The 16,037-nt window shown below is 42.3% G+C and carries 14 protein-coding genes; 11 read left to right on the top strand and 3 right to left on the bottom strand.

Annotation, left to right across the window (positions count from 1 at the left end; translation table 11 throughout):
* The first annotated feature begins 40 nt into the window (after window positions 1-40).
* The 5 genes from MSBRW_RS15480 to MSBRW_RS21435 all read left to right on the top strand — a co-directional run bounded on the left by MSBRW_RS15480 (window position 41) and on the right by MSBRW_RS21435 (window position 5,137).
* On the top strand, window positions 41-1,192 hold the full coding sequence (locus tag MSBRW_RS15480; protein WP_196298004.1) for a hydrogenase small subunit: 1,152 nt from the start codon (window positions 41-43) through the stop codon (window positions 1,190-1,192).
* A 7-nt stretch (window positions 1,193-1,199) separates the two neighbouring features.
* Window positions 1,200-2,975, top strand: coding sequence for a nickel-dependent hydrogenase large subunit (locus MSBRW_RS15485; RefSeq protein ID WP_011306833.1), 1,776 nt, complete (start codon window positions 1,200-1,202; stop codon window positions 2,973-2,975).
* A gap of 24 nt (window positions 2,976-2,999) precedes the next feature.
* A complete protein-coding gene (locus MSBRW_RS15490; RefSeq protein ID WP_011306832.1) occupies window positions 3,000-3,773 on the top strand; it encodes a cytochrome b in 774 nt (257 codons plus the stop codon).
* Between the two features lie 99 nt (window positions 3,774-3,872).
* The gene (locus tag MSBRW_RS15495; RefSeq protein ID WP_011306831.1) at window positions 3,873-4,358 is read left to right on the top strand and encodes a hydrogenase maturation protease; all 486 of its coding nucleotides are present in this window, start codon (window positions 3,873-3,875) and stop codon (window positions 4,356-4,358) included.
* Between the two features lie 341 nt (window positions 4,359-4,699).
* The gene (locus MSBRW_RS21435) at window positions 4,700-5,137 is read left to right on the top strand and encodes an SRPBCC domain-containing protein (protein WP_048102751.1); all 438 of its coding nucleotides are present in this window, start codon (window positions 4,700-4,702) and stop codon (window positions 5,135-5,137) included.
* Window positions 5,138-5,361: 224 nt separating this feature from the next.
* Here the strand turns inward: MSBRW_RS21435 and MSBRW_RS15505 are convergent, their stop codons facing one another.
* Complete coding sequence (locus MSBRW_RS15505; protein WP_011306829.1) at window positions 5,362-6,282, bottom strand: peptidoglycan-binding domain-containing protein; 921 nt, start codon at window positions 6,280-6,282, stop codon at window positions 5,362-5,364.
* 351 nt (window positions 6,283-6,633) lie between these two features.
* On the opposite strand from MSBRW_RS15505, the gene MSBRW_RS15510 reads away from it, so the two are divergent.
* Genes MSBRW_RS15510 through MSBRW_RS15520 form a run of 3 tightly spaced genes read left to right on the top strand, consistent with a single transcriptional unit; the run spans window position 6,634 to window position 10,465 of the window.
* Window positions 6,634-7,869, top strand: coding sequence for a hydrogenase small subunit (locus MSBRW_RS15510; protein ID WP_011306828.1), 1,236 nt, complete (start codon window positions 6,634-6,636; stop codon window positions 7,867-7,869).
* Window positions 7,869-9,659 carry a nickel-dependent hydrogenase large subunit gene (locus MSBRW_RS15515; RefSeq protein ID WP_011306827.1) on the top strand — a complete coding sequence of 597 codons (1,791 nt, stop codon included), beginning with the start codon at window positions 7,869-7,871 and terminating at the stop codon, window positions 9,657-9,659. The genes MSBRW_RS15510 and MSBRW_RS15515 overlap by 1 nt, the downstream gene beginning before the upstream one ends.
* Window positions 9,660-9,673: 14 nt before the next feature.
* Window positions 9,674-10,465: a cytochrome b gene (locus MSBRW_RS15520; RefSeq protein ID WP_011306826.1), complete on the top strand. Its 792-nt coding sequence runs from the start codon at window positions 9,674-9,676 to the stop codon at window positions 10,463-10,465.
* A 281-nt stretch (window positions 10,466-10,746) separates the two neighbouring features.
* On the opposite strand, the gene MSBRW_RS22585 is transcribed toward MSBRW_RS15520, so the two are convergent.
* Entirely contained in the window at window positions 10,747-10,923 is a 177-nt protein-coding gene (locus MSBRW_RS22585; protein ID WP_155398327.1) for a hypothetical protein, read from the bottom strand.
* Between the two features lie 92 nt (window positions 10,924-11,015).
* Here MSBRW_RS22585 and cgi121 point away from each other — a divergent pair, with 92 nt between their 5' ends.
* Complete coding sequence (gene cgi121, locus MSBRW_RS15525; protein WP_011306825.1) at window positions 11,016-11,540, top strand: KEOPS complex subunit Cgi121; 525 nt, start codon at window positions 11,016-11,018, stop codon at window positions 11,538-11,540.
* A 248-nt stretch (window positions 11,541-11,788) separates the two neighbouring features.
* Here cgi121 and MSBRW_RS15530 read toward each other — a convergent pair whose 3' ends face one another.
* Complete coding sequence (locus MSBRW_RS15530) at window positions 11,789-12,520, bottom strand: type 1 glutamine amidotransferase (protein WP_011306824.1); 732 nt, start codon at window positions 12,518-12,520, stop codon at window positions 11,789-11,791.
* A gap of 433 nt (window positions 12,521-12,953) precedes the next feature.
* Here MSBRW_RS15530 and glpX point away from each other — a divergent pair, with 433 nt between their 5' ends.
* Both glpX and MSBRW_RS15540 read left to right on the top strand, forming a co-directional pair.
* Complete coding sequence (gene glpX / locus MSBRW_RS15535; RefSeq protein ID WP_048103279.1) at window positions 12,954-14,042, top strand: class II fructose-bisphosphatase; 1,089 nt, start codon at window positions 12,954-12,956, stop codon at window positions 14,040-14,042.
* 462 nt (window positions 14,043-14,504) lie between these two features.
* On the top strand, window positions 14,505-15,833 hold the full coding sequence (locus MSBRW_RS15540; protein WP_011306822.1) for a tRNA (N(6)-L-threonylcarbamoyladenosine(37)-C(2))-methylthiotransferase: 1,329 nt from the start codon (window positions 14,505-14,507) through the stop codon (window positions 15,831-15,833).
* Window positions 15,834-16,037: the final 204 nt, after the last annotated feature.

Raw genomic sequence — 16,037 nt, forward strand, 5'->3', positions numbered from 1 at the left:
TTCGTATGTATAATTTGGGTAAAATCAAGATGTGGTAGAGATGAGTACTGGAATAAAAAATCTTGTCCGTACACTGGACAGTGTGGACTTCTTAAAAATGGATCGACGCACTTTCATGAAAGCGTTAGGTGCAATGGGTGCAGCTACATTCCTAGGCACATACAAGACTGAGATTGTAAGTGCGCTTGAATTTGCAGAGACCAAGCTTCTTTGGATCCACGGCTCCGAATGTACCGGCTGTTCTGAATCGGTGTTAAACGCAGGCAATCCTGACCTTGTACAGGCACTACAAAAGCTTAACGTCAATCTTGCTTACCATGAGACTCTTTGTGCACAGCAGGGAATCTGGAATGATGGTGAGCTTGTAAACACCTCCGAACTTAACTCTGAAATTCTCCAAGAAGATATTTATAAAGAAGGCAATTATATCCTGGTCGTTGAAGGCTCAATTCCTAACGGTCCAGATGGTTCAGGACGCTACCTGGTTATTGGAAACAAACCTTTCAAGCAAACCCTTGGAGAAGCTGCAAAGAATGCTACTGCTGTCATTGCAGTCGGTGCCTGTGCTGCATACGGAGGAATTACCTCTGCAGACAGTGATATTGCCAAGGATACGGATTACAGGGGAGTAGCTTTTGCAAAGGATGATTCTTCAAAGGGCATGCTTCAGGAACTTGGTATCGATAAGCCAGTAATCAATATTCCTGGTTGCCCTGCTCACCCTGATTGGGTCCTTCTTACCCTGGGCGCAGTAATTCTTGGAAAGATCAAGATCCCTGATGATCTTGATAGCCTTCTAGACGACTACGGCAGACCAAAGGTCTTCTTCCCTCCAGACCATACAGTGCACGAAAACTGTCCACGCCGCGGATACTATGACCGCGGAGAATTCGATGAGCAGGTAGGTGGAGAAAAGTGCCTGTGGAAATTAGGCTGTAAAGCTCCCTATTCTCACGCAGACTGTGGAATTCGCAGATGGAATGGTTCAGTAAGTATGTGTACCCAGGCAGGCGGCCCCTGTATTGCCTGTGTCGAGCCGGGTTTCCCAGACACTTCAAGGCCCCTGTATGTTGAACGTGAAGATATAGGAGTTGCCGGAACAAACATTGACACAGTAGCCAAAGTTGCAGTAGGAGCAGCTGCTGTTGCTGCAGGCGTACATGCTGTTAGGAGAATGGGAAAAGGAGAGTGAGTGAAAAATGGTAAATGTTACAGTTGATCCCTTAACCAGAATTGAAGGCCACCAGCGCATATCCACTGAAGTAGGTGCTGATGGTGTCATTACCGATGCCCAGTCATCTTCCCTTATATTCAGGGGTTTTGAACGCATTCTGCAGCACCAGGATCCAAGAGATGCAGCTTTTCTTACTCAGAGAATTTGCGGTGTCTGTCCTCTTTCTCATGGATTGACAGCCACAAATGCTCTTGACGACCTCTACGGTGTCGCTGAATATGTTCCTAAAGACGCTCTTATGATGAGGAACATTTTCCAGGGCCTGAACATGGCTGCAAGCCATGCGACGCATATATATATCCTCTTTGGTCCTGACCTTGCAAACCCAGCGTACAGAAATGTACTTACACCACTGGGAGACACCGGAACCGCAGTCTGGAAAGAGATGGTTGGAAGGTTTGCCCCAATCAGCTACAAGATGGATGGCGTGGCTGTACCTGCTGGAAGTTCCTATCTTGCAGCAATTCCTGAAAAGAAACGCCTTCAGGAGATGATTGCACTCATTGCAGGTAGAATGCCCGGTCCGTCAGCTCTTTATCCAGGTGGATATACCTACCCTGCTACGGTCGCAGATATAACAAAACTTTCCTCTTACTATCTGCAGATCATGGATTTCATATCCAAACATACTCTGAAAGTTGATTTCGATACCTGGATCGAAAACACTTATAAGGCAAGCTCTCCTCAAAAAGCAGTAAACTTTGTTACTGAACACCTCCAGGGCCTTGTTGACAAATCAACTGCTTCCAATGATTTCTCCAAAGACGCAGGTTGGGGAGATGTGGAATTCTATGCAGCTTTTGGTTCAGAACTTGTAGGAGAACAAATTCTTGGTCTTCCAGCCAGCCTTAAACACGATACAATCGGTGGGTACAAGGATCCCTCAAAGATCTGCTTCGTTGCATACGGTGGATACTACAAATACAAAGATGGATACGACCCGAAAAGCCCAGCAGGAGACCGTATTTTCACCTCAGGTGTGGTATCAGGAAATCTCGAATATCAGAAATTTGATCCGGACAAGATTACGGAGAGCACTGCTCATTCCTTCTACCAGAACAGTTCCAACGACCTCGCACCAACAACAGGTGAAACCGTTCCGTTTACAGATCCAGATAAAATCGTTTTCACAGGAGGTTCGGACAGCCAGTACAGCTGGGACAAGGCTCCGAGATACGATGGAATTGCAGGTGAAGTCGGACCTCTTGCACGCATGCTGAATATTAAAGAGCCGCTCGTAACCGGTCTGGCTCAGGCCCTTAATGAGAACAGCTACTCTGCAGCTAATGTTTACACCAGAATGCTGGCTCGTATGCAGGAAACCGCAATTCTCGCATATGAACTCCTCAACTGGGTGACAGTAGACTATACACCTGGAGGCAAGATTTCCGTGCCTATAGACCTTAATGCAGCTAAAGATAATCAGGGAATGGGCCTATGGGAAGCACCTCGTGGAGCTCTTGGTCACTGGGTCTCTGCTGGCAGCGATGGAAAGGTTACCAACTATCAATGTATCGTTCCAGGTAGCTGGTTAATGTCTCCAAGAGACAGTAATGGCATTCCTGGTCCGCTCGAACAGTCTCTCATTGGTTCAAAAATCAACCCAGTCGGAGATGTCGATTATACCAATCCAGTTGGCATCTTCCATATGGGCAGGTCCTATGATCCTTGCATTTCATGTGCAGTCCATACCATTGACCTGACTGGGAAAAACGCTCCAAATACTCTAAGAATACTCTAAGTATGTACAAGGAGATGACCCTCAATGAAATCCAAAGACAACCGGTCAATGGTTGTTGAGCGTTATACCGTAACTGACAGAATAGCTCATACCGTCCACGCTATTGCAATGTTAGTGCTCATCATTACCGGGTTAAAGATCTATACTGGGTGGGACTTCATGAGTTTCCATACAGCCCGCGGTCTTCACATGATAGCGGTTCCGTTCCTGCTTGCAGTGAACTGGATCCTTATCCCTTACAACATTCTCTCCGAAGGCCATGGGTTTATGGGAAAAATTTCCCACTTTAAGGACCATTATATTTTTGGTCCTAAGGATGCAGCTCGCATGGGCGGTATAATTGGCAACTTCTTCAGGAAAGGCAGATATCCTGCATTCAGTATCTATGATGAGACTACTGGCCACTACAAGACCAAACTTCATCCCTTAATGAAGATCCTGATCGTGCTTGAAGGTACAGCTCTTTTCTTTATTGCAGTATCAGGTGTTGTGCTTTACAGTCTCAACTGGTCACTTTTCGGCCTCCCTATAGCCTCATGGATCCTGTCTATAACAGGCTTTATTTCACCTATATTCAACCTGTCTGCCCTGCAGTTCCTCAGGTTACTTCACCTGCTGTTGACCTACTGGTTTGTTTTTGAACTGGTAGTCCATGTGGGTATTCTGGAGTTTGACCCTCATGTCTGGAAGTACTACAAAGCTATCTTCCTGACAGGAAAAGAGGATCTTGCAGATACTCATTACTCTGAGGTCGTCACAGCTAAAACAAAGTATCTTCCTACAGAGGAAAGGCCCTGAAGATTTCTTAACGAAAAATAAAATGTCGAATTTAAGGTAGTACAGGCATGTTGAAAAACCTGTACACCTTTTTAACTCCTTTTTTGTTTGAGTGAAAATATGTCTATACTAAATGCTCCTGTACGCATCCTTGGCTGCGGAAGCCCGTTAATGGGAAACGATGGTGTTGGCCTCAAAGTCATTGAGGCTCTTCAAGAGTCCGAACTTAAAGACCTCAAAGATATCGATATCGTGGATGCAGGGGTCTGTGGGCTTGACCTTCTAAATCTTCTCGACGGCGCCAGGAAAGTCATAATAGTTGATGCAATTCTGGCTAACAGTCCCCCAGGTTCAGTACACCGTATAGATGGGAAGGACTTACTGGATGGTGTCGAATTTCATCCCCTGGTTTCAGTACACGACCTGACAATTACAGATGTATTGAAAATAGGAGAACAGGTTCAAGAGCTTCCGGAAATCGTGGTCATCGGAATCGAAATCGGATCTATTGTCACGGAAGCTACGCAGGAAATCAGTCCGGATGTTCTTAATGGTGTGGATAAAGCCATAAAGCTAATCAGGGAAGAGGTTTTTTCCTCACTTTAATTTTATTTTTGCTAATCTACTTTAATTTTTGTTTTGTTCAATTATTTTCTTCACTTTAATTTTATTTTTGCTAATCTACTTTAATTTTTGTTTTGTTCAATTTCTGCTTTGCCTCTGTTTTCAGTTTACATTTTGCCCCATATTTACTATTTTGTTGATTTGATCCTTTCCTTCTACAGTAATTTATATCTGGTAAGAGACCTATTTGAAGATAATATATTAAAAATGATTTATAATTCCAGGGTGGGACTATTTCACAATTTCTTGGTCAAGTAGTACTTAATATACTTTCTTTAGGAGCAATTTTCTATGCCGCGACGCTTGTTACTGCAAATACCTCTATTACTCAGAAGAATCTAGAGACCGAAGTTATCATCAACTCCACGGCTGCCAGGGTCTGGCAAACTCTTACTGATTTTGGGGCATACCCACAGTGGAATCCATTTATCCGTGAGGTGACAGGAGTTTCCAATTCAGGTGAGCAATTAACTATTCAAATGCATCTAGGCAACCGTGTTATGACAATTCGACCAACTATTCTTGTCATTCGGCCAGAAAGAGAGCTGCGCTGGATCGGCCATCTGTTAATTCCTGGAATATTCGATGGCGAGCACAGTTTTGTAATAGAACCAGCTGGTGAGAACAGGGTGCGTCTGATTCAACGAGAGACATTCAACGGGCTTTTGGTGCCATTTTCGGGTTCCTTACTTGGCAATACTAAACGGAGTTTTAGTACGATGAATCTGGCACTTAAGGAGCGCGTTGAGCAGTCAAACTAACCTAAATCTGAAGTCCTGCCGGACAAATAAGTTAAATTTCAAGCCCCTGAAGGATGAAATTTTAGAAATGAACCGGATATAATTACGGAAAAAGAAAACGTGAGGTTTCTGTCTCTCGGGGCAGATCTCTGTTTAGATATCTTTTAAAGTTAACACAACTATTTTTTCATTTATACCTTCATTTGAAGCTCTTTTGCTGTTAATACGGCTTTTTTCTTCAATAGTTACTTGGATTTCCCCGGTACCCAGTTGCTATAGAGTTTCCACTCAATTAAAGAGTCTTCACTATCGGTTTCGATGTAAAATCGCCATATAAAGGGCTCTTCAATTGCAAAAAATTCAAAATTTACAAGAGTATTAGGTAAAAGTACAGATTCTTTTGCTTCCCCTGTATTTGTTTTTATCGTGATGTTTGACTCTTCGACATTCAGGTTATTTACCTCAAGACGGACCGATTTACCAGCCTCAGCTTCAAAAGAAGAACTACTCCCACTCCAGGTTCCCGCAGTATGGAATTTACGTCCCTTACTATCAACCGTAGGAGGTAGTCTGGTCATAGGTGAAATTGTTGGTTTGGTCACATGAACCAGTTTTTGTTCAATCGGAACTGCCTGGGTTTTCAGGATTGGAGGTTCTGCTATCGGTGCTTCAGGAGGTTGGGGTATTTTTACTGCAGGCGCTCCTACCTTTGGAGCCTGTGGCATCTCTACTGGCGGGACTTCAGGTGCCCTTACTGGCCCTACCGGAGATGCCTTTGGTGATCGAACCGGAGATTCCGGAAATAATGGAGTCGGGACCTCCGATACCTGCGGCTCGGTTACTGGTGAAATCGAAGGTTCCGGTACGCCCGTGAAAAATTCCTCATCGAGACTTCCTATAGTCTCTTGCCCTATTATACCATCAACCTTCAGGCCTCGTGACTCCTGATAACTTCTAACCGCCAGTTCGGTTTCCCCACCAAAAATGCCATTGGCTCCAACCTCAGGTACGGGAAAGTCCAAAAATATTAAAGCCTGTTGAACTTTCCTTACCGCAGAGCCACGGTCCCCTCTTTGGAGATATCTTTCGTTGTCATAACAAGCTTCCAGAACCTCGTCGCCTTCAAATCTCGACGACCTTAAATCGTGACCATCCCCAATAGTCATATTCTATCCCCCACGTTTGCCGCATAACTTTTCCCTTAAATATGCAACAATAACTTTTCCCTTAAATATGCAACATTATCACTAAATACTACTAGCCTTAAAATTTCAATAAAATTCCAATAAATAAACTAGTGATATTAAAATATATAAGTTTTTAGAAAAATTATATTTATTAAATGATTTAAATTTAATTTAAACAATCTCCTACTGTTGCAAAGTAAAGGAGTTACTTGTGAAGTGGTTATTGAAGGTTTGATAGTCTTTGATATATATGTGATATTCTTTAATATATTGGATTCTATTTTTTTATATACCATTTTTTATATATCTTTATATGAAATTATTAGTAACATGGGGGGAAGTAGAACGGATAATGACGACTTACTTGAAAAGTTTAAAAATCTCGATTTCATGAAAATGGATCGTCGGACCTTTATAAAGGCTGTTGGGGTATTAGGGGCTTCATTGTTTTTACAAACGTATAAAAACGATCTAGCAAAAGCTCTCGAGTTTTCGGAAACTAAAGTTGTATGGCTTCATGGAGTAATGGATAGTGGCTGTACCATATCAATGCTGGACGGGGGCTCTCCTGATATCATAGAATTCCTTCAGGAATATAATCTCAAGCTTCTCTATCATGAAGTTTTAATGATGCAGCAGGGAATTTTCGTAGATGGAAAGCTCGCAAATACCAGTGATCTTAATTCTGAGATTGTGCTGGATGATATCTTGGAAAAGGAAAAAGGTTACGTTCTAGTCTCCGAAGGAGCGATTTCGAACGGCCCTGAAGGTTCCGGGAAATATCTCATGTTGGGAGGAAGGACCTATAAAGAGATTTACGCAAAAGCTGCTAAAAATGCTTTAGCGATTGTTGCAATTGGAAATTGTGCGACTAATGGTGGTGTGAACTCTGCTAAGAGTGATATAGTTGAACTTATGGATCCTCGTGGGGTTGCTTTTACTATGGAAGATGCTTCAAAAGGGATTTTAGATCTTCTTGGCATCGAAAAACCTGTAATTAATCTTACTGGTTGCCCTACTCATCCAGACTGGGTTTTTTTGACAATAGGCGCAGTTGTTTTGGGAAAGATAAAGATACCTGATGATTTGCCTTATGTACTGGATCACTGGAAACGTCCAAAGGTTTTCTTCCCGCCTGACCATGTCATTCATGATAACTGTTCTCGTCGTGGATACTATGACCGTGGAGAATTTGAGCTGACAGTAGGTGGACCGAAGTGCCTCTGGAAACTGGGGTGCAAGGGGCCTTATACTCATGCAGACTGTGCTACTCGCAACTGGAATGGTCATCTTAATTACTGTCCTCAGGCGGGTTCTCCCTGTATTGGCTGCGTTCAGCCAGGCTTCCCGGATAGCACCAGGCCTTTTTTCGTGGAATTTGAGAAAACAGGAATTGTAGGTACGAATATCACTACTATAGCAGGCGTGGCAATAGGAGGCGCGCTACTTGCTGCAGGGGCTCATGCTGTCAGGAGAACAGCCATGAAAAGACCTGAGGACGAGGGAGGCCTTGCCGAAGAAAGCACTCCTGAGGAAATCGAAGAAGAAACAGGAGGTGAAAAATAATGGTACAGGTTACTGTTGATCCTCTTACGAGAATTGAAGGACACTACAGGATCAATACCGAAGTCAATGAGGAAGGCGTAATTACTGATGCCCAGAGTAATGGCTTGCAGTTAAGGGGTTTTGAACGTCTCTTACAGCACCAGGATCCTAGGGATGCATCACTTCTGTCCCAGAGGATTTGTGGTGTTTGTCCTGTTAGCCACGGGATAGCTGCAGCAAATGCCCTGGATGACCTCTTCGGGGTTGCAGGTGAGGTTCCAATAGACGGTCTTCTAATGCGAAATGTCCACCAGGCTCTGAACTTCATAGCCAGCCATGCAGCACATATCTATCTTCTTTGGGGTCCTGACCTTGCAAACCCGGCTTACCGTGATATCCTGGCAAAATACGGGGATGTTGGAAATGCAGTCTGGAAAGAACTTCAGGGGCGTTTTGCGCCTTTGATTTATCAGCTTGACGGCACCAGTTATCCGGCTGGCTCGTCTTATCTAGGCTCTATAGTGGAATTTCGCCGCTTGCACGAAGCTATTTCTTTAATAGCTAGCAAGATGCCTCATCCGGTTCTTCAGCATGTTGGAGGTGTAGTTTATTCTCCGACGGTTGCTGATATCGGGCAAATTTTAAGCTATATCACGAAAACGATGGAGTTCGTTGAAGCATTTACTCTTGGAGTCTCTCCCGATATCTGGATTGAAAATACTTATAGAGCTTCTTCTCCTCAAAAGGCTGCTAATTTCGTTCTTAATCACCTGCAAGAACTTCTGAATAAATCCCTTGACAACAAGGACTTCTCACACTCGGCTGGTTGGGGAGATGTCCCTCTCTTTGCAGCTTTCGGCTCGGAGCTGATAGGGGAAAAACTTCTCGGTCTGCCTATCAGTATGAAAATGGATCTTGCAGGGACTTACAAAGATCCCGGTAAGATCGGTTTTCTTTCTTACGGAGTTTTCTTTAAGCCCGAGAACGGCAATGGGTATGACCCAACGAGTCCTGCGGACAGCAGAGTTATTTCTTCCGGCTATATGAATGGATATTTCAAGCTTGAAAAATTCGACTACAAGAAGATCTCAGAAAGTATCAACCACTCTTTTTACATTGACGACGTAAAAGATCGTCCTCCATGGAACGGGGTTACGGTTCCGGAAGGAAACCCTGAAAATATCGATTATACAAAAGGATCAAAGAGTCGGTATTCCTGGACAAAAGCTCCTCATTATGATGGAATTCCATGTGAGGTTGGGCCCCTTGCTCGTATGATAATAATGGGGGAGCCTCTTGTTACGGGATTGGTAAAAACTTTTCAAGATAACGGCTACTATCCTGTCAATAACTATACCCGCATGATTGCAAGGATGCAGGAAATTCTTGTAGTGGTTCCAGAACTTACGAAATGGCTCACACAGGATATTCAGGCAGGCGGAAAGGTTGCTGTACATACCGATCTTTCTATGGCAAAGAGTTCCACAGGAATGGGTTTATGGGAAGCTCCGCGAGGGGCACTGGGACACTGGGTTGCTACAGGGCCGGATTCTATGGTAACTCTTTACCAGGCTGTAGTCCCAAGTACCTGGAACCTTGCTCCCAGGAATTCACAGGAGATTCCAAGTCCTGTTGAACAGGCTCTCATAGGTACCAAAATTTCCGCTGCCGAAAATGCACTTGGAGTGGATTATTCCAATCCTCTTGGAATCCTGCACACAGCTCGCTCTTACGATCCCTGTCTGGCATGTGCAGTTCATACAATTGATAAAACCGGAAAGCACCCGGATTATATCATCAAGGTACTTTGAAGGAGGTTAGAAGTATGGTACAATCTGCTCAAACATCCGCCTCTACAAGAATAGTTGTTGAACGTTATACATGGCTTGAGAGAGTTACTCATTTAGTGCATCTTATTGCCATGTTTGTCCTTCTGATTACAGGATTCAAAATTTACTTTGGTTGGGAGTTCATGGCTTTTCAAACAGCCCGAGCCTGGCATACGATTGCTGTGCCTTTTTTCCTGGTTGCAAACTGGATTCTGGTCCCATACAACCTTTTTTCCTGCAAAGAAGAAAGATGCAGTGTCAGAGACAGAATAGTGCATTTTAAGGACTCTTACTTTTTCGGAAAAGATGATGCAGAACGTCTCATTGGCATAATAAAGAATTTTTTTGGAAAAGGTAGGTACCCGGCATTTAGTATCTATGATGAAACTACTGGTCACTACAAGACGAAACTCCATCCTGTGATGAAGATACTGATTGTCCTTGAGAGTATAGCAATTGTCATTGTAGCAATTACAGGAGTAGTGCTTTACAACCTCGACTGGTCTCCTTTTGGAATTCCCATTGCGTCATGGATACTTTCCGTAACCTGGTATTTTGCGTCCTTTTTCGATGTCAATGCTTTAGGGTTACTTCGCTTATTACATCTGCTTGCAGCTTACTGGTTTGTCTTTGAACTTGTGGTTCATGTAGGAATTATTGAATTTGATCCATACGCATGGAAATATCACAAGGCAATTTTTTGGTCAGGAAAAGAAGATCTTTCAGACAGGCACTTTGTCAAAGTAATTGATGAAGACGAACAAAAAAAAGTAACGGGAGAGCACTGATAACAAGCGCAGATATTATTTAATACAGATTGTATATATTTATTACGTATCTAAATGCGTAAATGATTATATACTAATCTATCATTATTATATATGGTAATTGAGATGTATGGATTTGGGGAAGTTCGAAGAAGAATTAACCCGATCATTCTCAACCTTTTAATCCTTTTCTTTTTGGTAATGCTAGGGCTGATTGTGGTTGAGTTGGTTCTTAAAAGTTTAATCGTTTATAGCCCTTTTTGAGAGTTTTCGGCTTTTCTTTTATTTCCACTTTTTACTTTTCAATTTTTTATTTTATTCTCTACTTCATTTTTTACTTCACTTTTATTAACTTGTTTTTCTCCTTTTGCTTTTGCTTTTTTGCTTTTGCTTTTTTGCTTTTGCTTTTTTGCTTTTGCTTTTTTGCTTTTCCTTTTGCTTTTTTGCTTTTTTGCTTTTCCTTTTGTTTCGTTTTTCATTCATATTTCATTTTTCTTCCTTCTATCCATTTTTGTTTCTTCTACAACCGAAATCCTTATTGTAAAGCCCGCGATATGGCAGGACTATGACAATGCAAAGGGAAATCCAGGTAATCTGCGGGAACGTAAATATCCCTAATCTTTCCGGCTTTCTAAAATCAATAAATTCGATCGCTTCCGAAAATGATGTCATTATCCAGGGTTTGAACGCAGACCTGATAGCAGGAGAAAGGCACCTTCATTTTGCAGTGGGAAAGGCTCTTCGGGCAATTGCTGCGGGCAGGAATATAGCAAATGATCCCGGTATCGAAATTATGCGGTATGCATCAGGAGAGAGGCAGATTGAAAGAAGTTTTTCGATAGGGCTGCGTAAAGGGGAAAACAATGTAGTATTTGTGTTGCTTGGAAAAATGGACAATCTGGTGCCGGCTCTCCCTGCATTAAAAAAACTCATTACTGAAAAGCCCTGTTCCGAGCTGCTTGCCTATTCCGATTACAAAAGACAGGGAATTCTTTCCGTGTTCGGCATCACGGATGCTGAAATTGAAGCTTCAGGAGAAGAGCACATTCCCGAATTTGTAATTGAGAGGGTAGCACTGGCAGATTTTGCAAAGTAAAACGCGATCTGAGGTTGTATCCAGAGTTTCTCTTCAGATTCTCTTTCGCATTTTCCTCTTTTTCATATTTTCCTCTTTTTTATATTTTATTCTCTTCTTTTACATTTTATTCTCTTTTTTATATTTTATTCTCTTTTTTATACTTTATTCTCTTTTTTATATTTTATTCTCTTTTTTATATTTTATTCTCTTTTACACCATGCTTTCTTTTCGACACTCTCTTTTATCGCTTCCAAATTAATTCCTTATCACACCTTTGTTTTTTCTGGCTTACATTTTTCTTCAAACCAGTCCATGAGAGAAAAAGCCAGATTCCTGGAACTTTCAAAAAAGCTTTCATATACATATATTTCCTTTTCAGACTGGATATATTTTCCTTGCACGAGCTCGTGCCCTGAATCCCTTATCAGGTTTCTTACCCACTGCCGGTTTGCTTCAGGGTGAAACTGAAGGCCCAGGACTTTTTCATTGTAGAGAAATCCCTGATTTGGGCAGGCCTCACTTTCAAAAAGTTTCACTGCACCAGCTGGAATTCCAAAAGTGTCCCCGTGCCACATAAAACCGGTAAATTCCGGGAACATGCAGGATGGAAGTTCCGAACTTTTTATCTCACCCGGGCTTTTTCCTTTCACAGCTCGTACCGTATGCCAGCCTATTTCCTTATACTGGTTCTTCGTAACTTTTCCGCCAAGCACTTCAGCAATCATCTGAGCTCCAAAACAGCTTCCAAGCACGGGTTTGTCTGCATCCATCGTTTTTTTAACAAATTTTTTTTCAGGCTTTAACCAGGGATATTCTTTTTCCTGGTAAACGCTCATGGTGCCGCCCATTATCAGGAGTATATCGAACTCCTCAGGAGCAGGAAAAAGAGAGTTTTCGTAAAGCAGGGTTTTCGTAAGTTTATATCCTTTTTCGTCTATCCATATCCCTATATTTCCCAGGGTATCGTTTTTCAGGTGTTGTAAACAGTGAATTCTCACGGGTTTTTCCCCTTGAAGTAGATTGAGCAGGAACTGCTTTTTTGAATTAAACTTTAAATGTACTTTAGGTAAGGCTCAAATCAAGTTTCTTAGCAGCTATTTGTTTTATGAGGCATTCTTAACTTAGCTTCAGGTAAGCTTTAGAGTCCGGACTTTTGGCCGTTTTAAGCCAGCTTTTTTAGCCATTTTTTTATACTTCTTATCTGTATGCTTTATCTTGAAGCCTTCTTGAAGGCCCTTTATTTACAGGACTTTCTGTGATGAACGCTTCATAAATAAATATATGACTCTATATATGACTCCATTCGGCCAATAGATTCATTAATATACTATTGTGTTAAGAGATCACGTAAACATACATAGTAAATTGCCGAAAAAGATTTCATAATCATGAATCAGATTATTCGCAAGCAGAAAATGGGAGTTGATTCTTATATCTCATCCAAAAACCGTAGAGGAAATGATTGATTGTTCAGGGCCTATAGAATGTGACTTATTGCCCAGACTTATTCATGTGACCGAAGCTGCAGCCATTGCCGCAGCGTACCAGATGGGGCGTGGAAACAAAAGTTTTGCCGACCAGGTAGCAGTTGCCGCTATGCGAAGGATGCTGAATAAACTTGACATGAAAGGCATAATCCAGATAGGGGAAGGAGAAAGGGATGAGGCTCCCATGCTTTATATCGGGGAGCACGTAGGAACAGGAAAAGGAGACCTTGAAGTTGATATTGCAGTCGACCCGCTTGAGGGGACAAACCTTACCGCAGATGGCGGGCCTGGCTCGGTTGCAGTTATGGCAATGGCTGAAAGGGGTGGAATTTTCCACGGCCCTGATATCTATATGGACAAGATTGTTGTAGGGCCAGATGTAGTGCGCTACGAAGAGGAACACCCTGATGAAAGGATTGACCTGGATGCTCCTGTCAAGCGCAATCTTGAGATAGTCGCAAAGGCTCTCGACAGAAGTGTTGACGAGCTTGTAGTCGTTGTGCTTGACCGGCCAAGGCATGCCCAGAAAATAACTGAGATTCGGGAAGCAGGCGCCCGCGTAAAGCTAATCAGTGACGGAGACCTTATGCCCGGAGTTTCAACTGCAATCCGTGGTTCGGGCGTTCATATGGTAATGGGATCAGGCGGTTCGGGTGAAGCAGTACTCACAGCGGCTGCAATCAAAATACTAGGCGGAAAAGTCCTTGCAAGGCTTTTGCTTCCCACAGTTGCAAACGGAAAGAGCCAGGATAAGGTCGACAAAGAAATTGAAGAAAAAATGCCAAGGCTCGAAAAAATGGGAATCACTCTTCAAAACATCAATGATGTCCTTGACACCGACAGGCTTGTGCCAGGGAACGACGTGATCTTTTCAGCATCAGCTGTAACTCCCGGCCATTTTCTTCGAGAAGTCAACCTGTTCGGCAGCGGGGATGCCAGGGTACACACAATCTCAATGGGCGCATCCGGGTCTGTCAGATTTACGGACAGTATTTATATAAAGGATAAGCGTGAGACTCCTCTCTACTTGTAAATCCTTTTATTCTCTTTTTTCATCTTTTTTAAAACACGGACTTTGTGAAGATACAGAATTTGATTACACAACTTGGCTACAAAATTTGATCACAGAACTTGATTACAGAATTATCAAATAAAGAATTTGATTACAGAATTATCAAGCACAGAACTAAAAGAATAATACAAAACTAAGGAATACATAATTCAAAATTCAAAATTCAAAATTCAAAATTCAAAATTCAAAATTCAAAATTCAAAATTCAAAATTCAAAATTCAAAATTCAAAATTCAAAATTCAAAATTCAAAATTCAAAATTCAAAATTCAAAATTCAAAATTCAAAATTCAAAATTCAAAATTCAAAATTCAAAATTCAAAATTCAAAATTCAAAATTCAAAATTCAAAATTCAAAATTCAAAATTCAAAATTCAAAATTCAAAATTACGGAATTAAAAAACATAGAATTTAGAGTTAAATCATGAAAGTCTATCTTGAAAGTTTTGGCTGTTCGGCGAGCCAGGCATCAGCCGAGATAATGAAGGCAAGCGTCGAAAGACTAGGGCATAAACTGCTGGGCCCTGAGGCTGCCGATCAGGCAGAGGTCTATATTTGCAATTCCTGTACGGTAAAATACACTACAGAACAGAAGATCCTGTATAAAATCCGCAGCATGGGCGAGAAGAATGTGGAAGTTATCGTTTCCGGCTGTATGCCTGAAGTCCAGCTTGAGGACATCCTGCATGCAAATCCTGAAGCTCATATCCTGGGAGTAAATGCGATTTCCCGGCTTGGAGAGCTTCTTTCCTTAATCGAGCAGAGAAAAATGAAAGGACTGCCCGGAGGAGAACATCTTGAGTTCCGGGCTTCTGAACCTGTGGGCTTTCTCAATGTTCCGCGTGAGCGTTCTAACCCTAATATTCACATCTGCCAGATCTCGCAGGGCTGCAATTTTGCCTGTTCCTACTGCATTGTAAAATATGCAAGAGGCAAGCTGCACTCTTTTCCACCGAATGATATCGTTGAAGATATCCGTGCAGCTGTTGCCGGAGGATGCAGGGAAATCTGGCTTACTTCCCAGGACGACAGCCAGTACGGGATGGATACAGGTGTCAGACTTCCGGAACTCCTGCGCATGATCTCGGAAATTCCAGGCGACTTCAAAGTAAGGGTCGGAATGATGAATCCTTTCTCTGTCCTCCCCATTCTCGATGACCTGGTAGACGCTTTTGATTCCGACAAGGTCTTCAAACTACTCCACCTCCCAATCCAGTCTGCTTCCCACTCGGTCTTGAAGAGAATGAACCGCCTGCACAAAATGGACGTAGTGGACATGATAATTACGAAATTTCGTGCCCGGTTTGAAGATTTATCTCTCTTCACCGACATAATTGTAGGCTTCTGCGATGAAACCGACGATGAGTTCGAAGAAACTGTTGAATGGGTACAGAAATACCGCCCCGAAAAGGTCAATATTTCTAGATATTCTCCCCGCCCGCACACGAAAGCTTTTTCCTTCCGAAACCTCGACTCAAGAATTTTAGTTCAGCGTTCTCATGAATTGCATAAGGTCTGTGAACAAATTAAGCTCGGGTCAAAGCAGGCAATGATCGGCTGGAAAGGCCGGGTTTTTGTCTCGAAATATACGGAAATCGGGGATGTTCTCACCCGCACGGATGCTTACCGTCCGGTTGTTATAAGCGGCTCGAATCTAAAGCCTGGCCAGCATGCAAATATTGAAATCGTTGCTGCAAAACCTGGATATTTCCTTGGAAAATTGGATGAAGATCGACAAGTTTCTGAGACATAAGAATTTAATAGGAAATGCCAGGTACAGGTATATGCCTTGTTGTATCCTGAAATGATTACTCAGACTCAAAACTATTTGGAAGTTCAGCATATAATACAATAGCAGACGACGCAAATGGTTAAACATTTAGTGACTTCCAATTCCATTTTTGTATTGTGGAATGATTATGTAAAAGAAATAAATTCGAAGTTGAATTAAAATGGT

This window comes from Methanosarcina barkeri str. Wiesmoor, from assembly GCF_000969985.1.
Lineage (GTDB): Archaea > Halobacteriota > Methanosarcinia > Methanosarcinales > Methanosarcinaceae > Methanosarcina > Methanosarcina barkeri_B.

What these genes read in the sequence shown, in the direction of transcription:
- MSBRW_RS15480 (WP_196298004.1), top strand. Translation starts at nt 41, where the DNA reads ATGAGTACTGGAATAAAAAATCTTGTCCGTACACTGGACAGTGTGGAC.
- MSBRW_RS15485 (WP_011306833.1), top strand. Translation starts at nt 1,200, where the DNA reads ATGGTAAATGTTACAGTTGATCCCTTAACCAGAATTGAAGGCCACCAG.
- MSBRW_RS15490 (WP_011306832.1), top strand. Translation starts at nt 3,000, where the DNA reads ATGAAATCCAAAGACAACCGGTCAATGGTTGTTGAGCGTTATACCGTA.
- MSBRW_RS15495 (WP_011306831.1), top strand. Translation starts at nt 3,873, where the DNA reads ATGTCTATACTAAATGCTCCTGTACGCATCCTTGGCTGCGGAAGCCCG.
- MSBRW_RS15505 (WP_011306829.1), bottom strand. Translation starts at nt 6,282, where the DNA reads ATGACTATTGGGGATGGTCACGATTTAAGGTCGTCGAGATTTGAAGGC.
- MSBRW_RS15510 (WP_011306828.1), top strand. Translation starts at nt 6,634, where the DNA reads ATGGGGGGAAGTAGAACGGATAATGACGACTTACTTGAAAAGTTTAAA.
- MSBRW_RS15515 (WP_011306827.1), top strand. Translation starts at nt 7,869, where the DNA reads ATGGTACAGGTTACTGTTGATCCTCTTACGAGAATTGAAGGACACTAC.
- MSBRW_RS15520 (WP_011306826.1), top strand. Translation starts at nt 9,674, where the DNA reads ATGGTACAATCTGCTCAAACATCCGCCTCTACAAGAATAGTTGTTGAA.
- MSBRW_RS22585 (WP_155398327.1), bottom strand. Translation starts at nt 10,923, where the DNA reads ATGAAAAACGAAACAAAAGGAAAAGCAAAAAAGCAAAAAAGCAAAAGG.
- cgi121 (WP_011306825.1), top strand. Translation starts at nt 11,016, where the DNA reads ATGCAAAGGGAAATCCAGGTAATCTGCGGGAACGTAAATATCCCTAAT.
- MSBRW_RS15540 (WP_011306822.1), top strand. Translation starts at nt 14,505, where the DNA reads ATGAAAGTCTATCTTGAAAGTTTTGGCTGTTCGGCGAGCCAGGCATCA.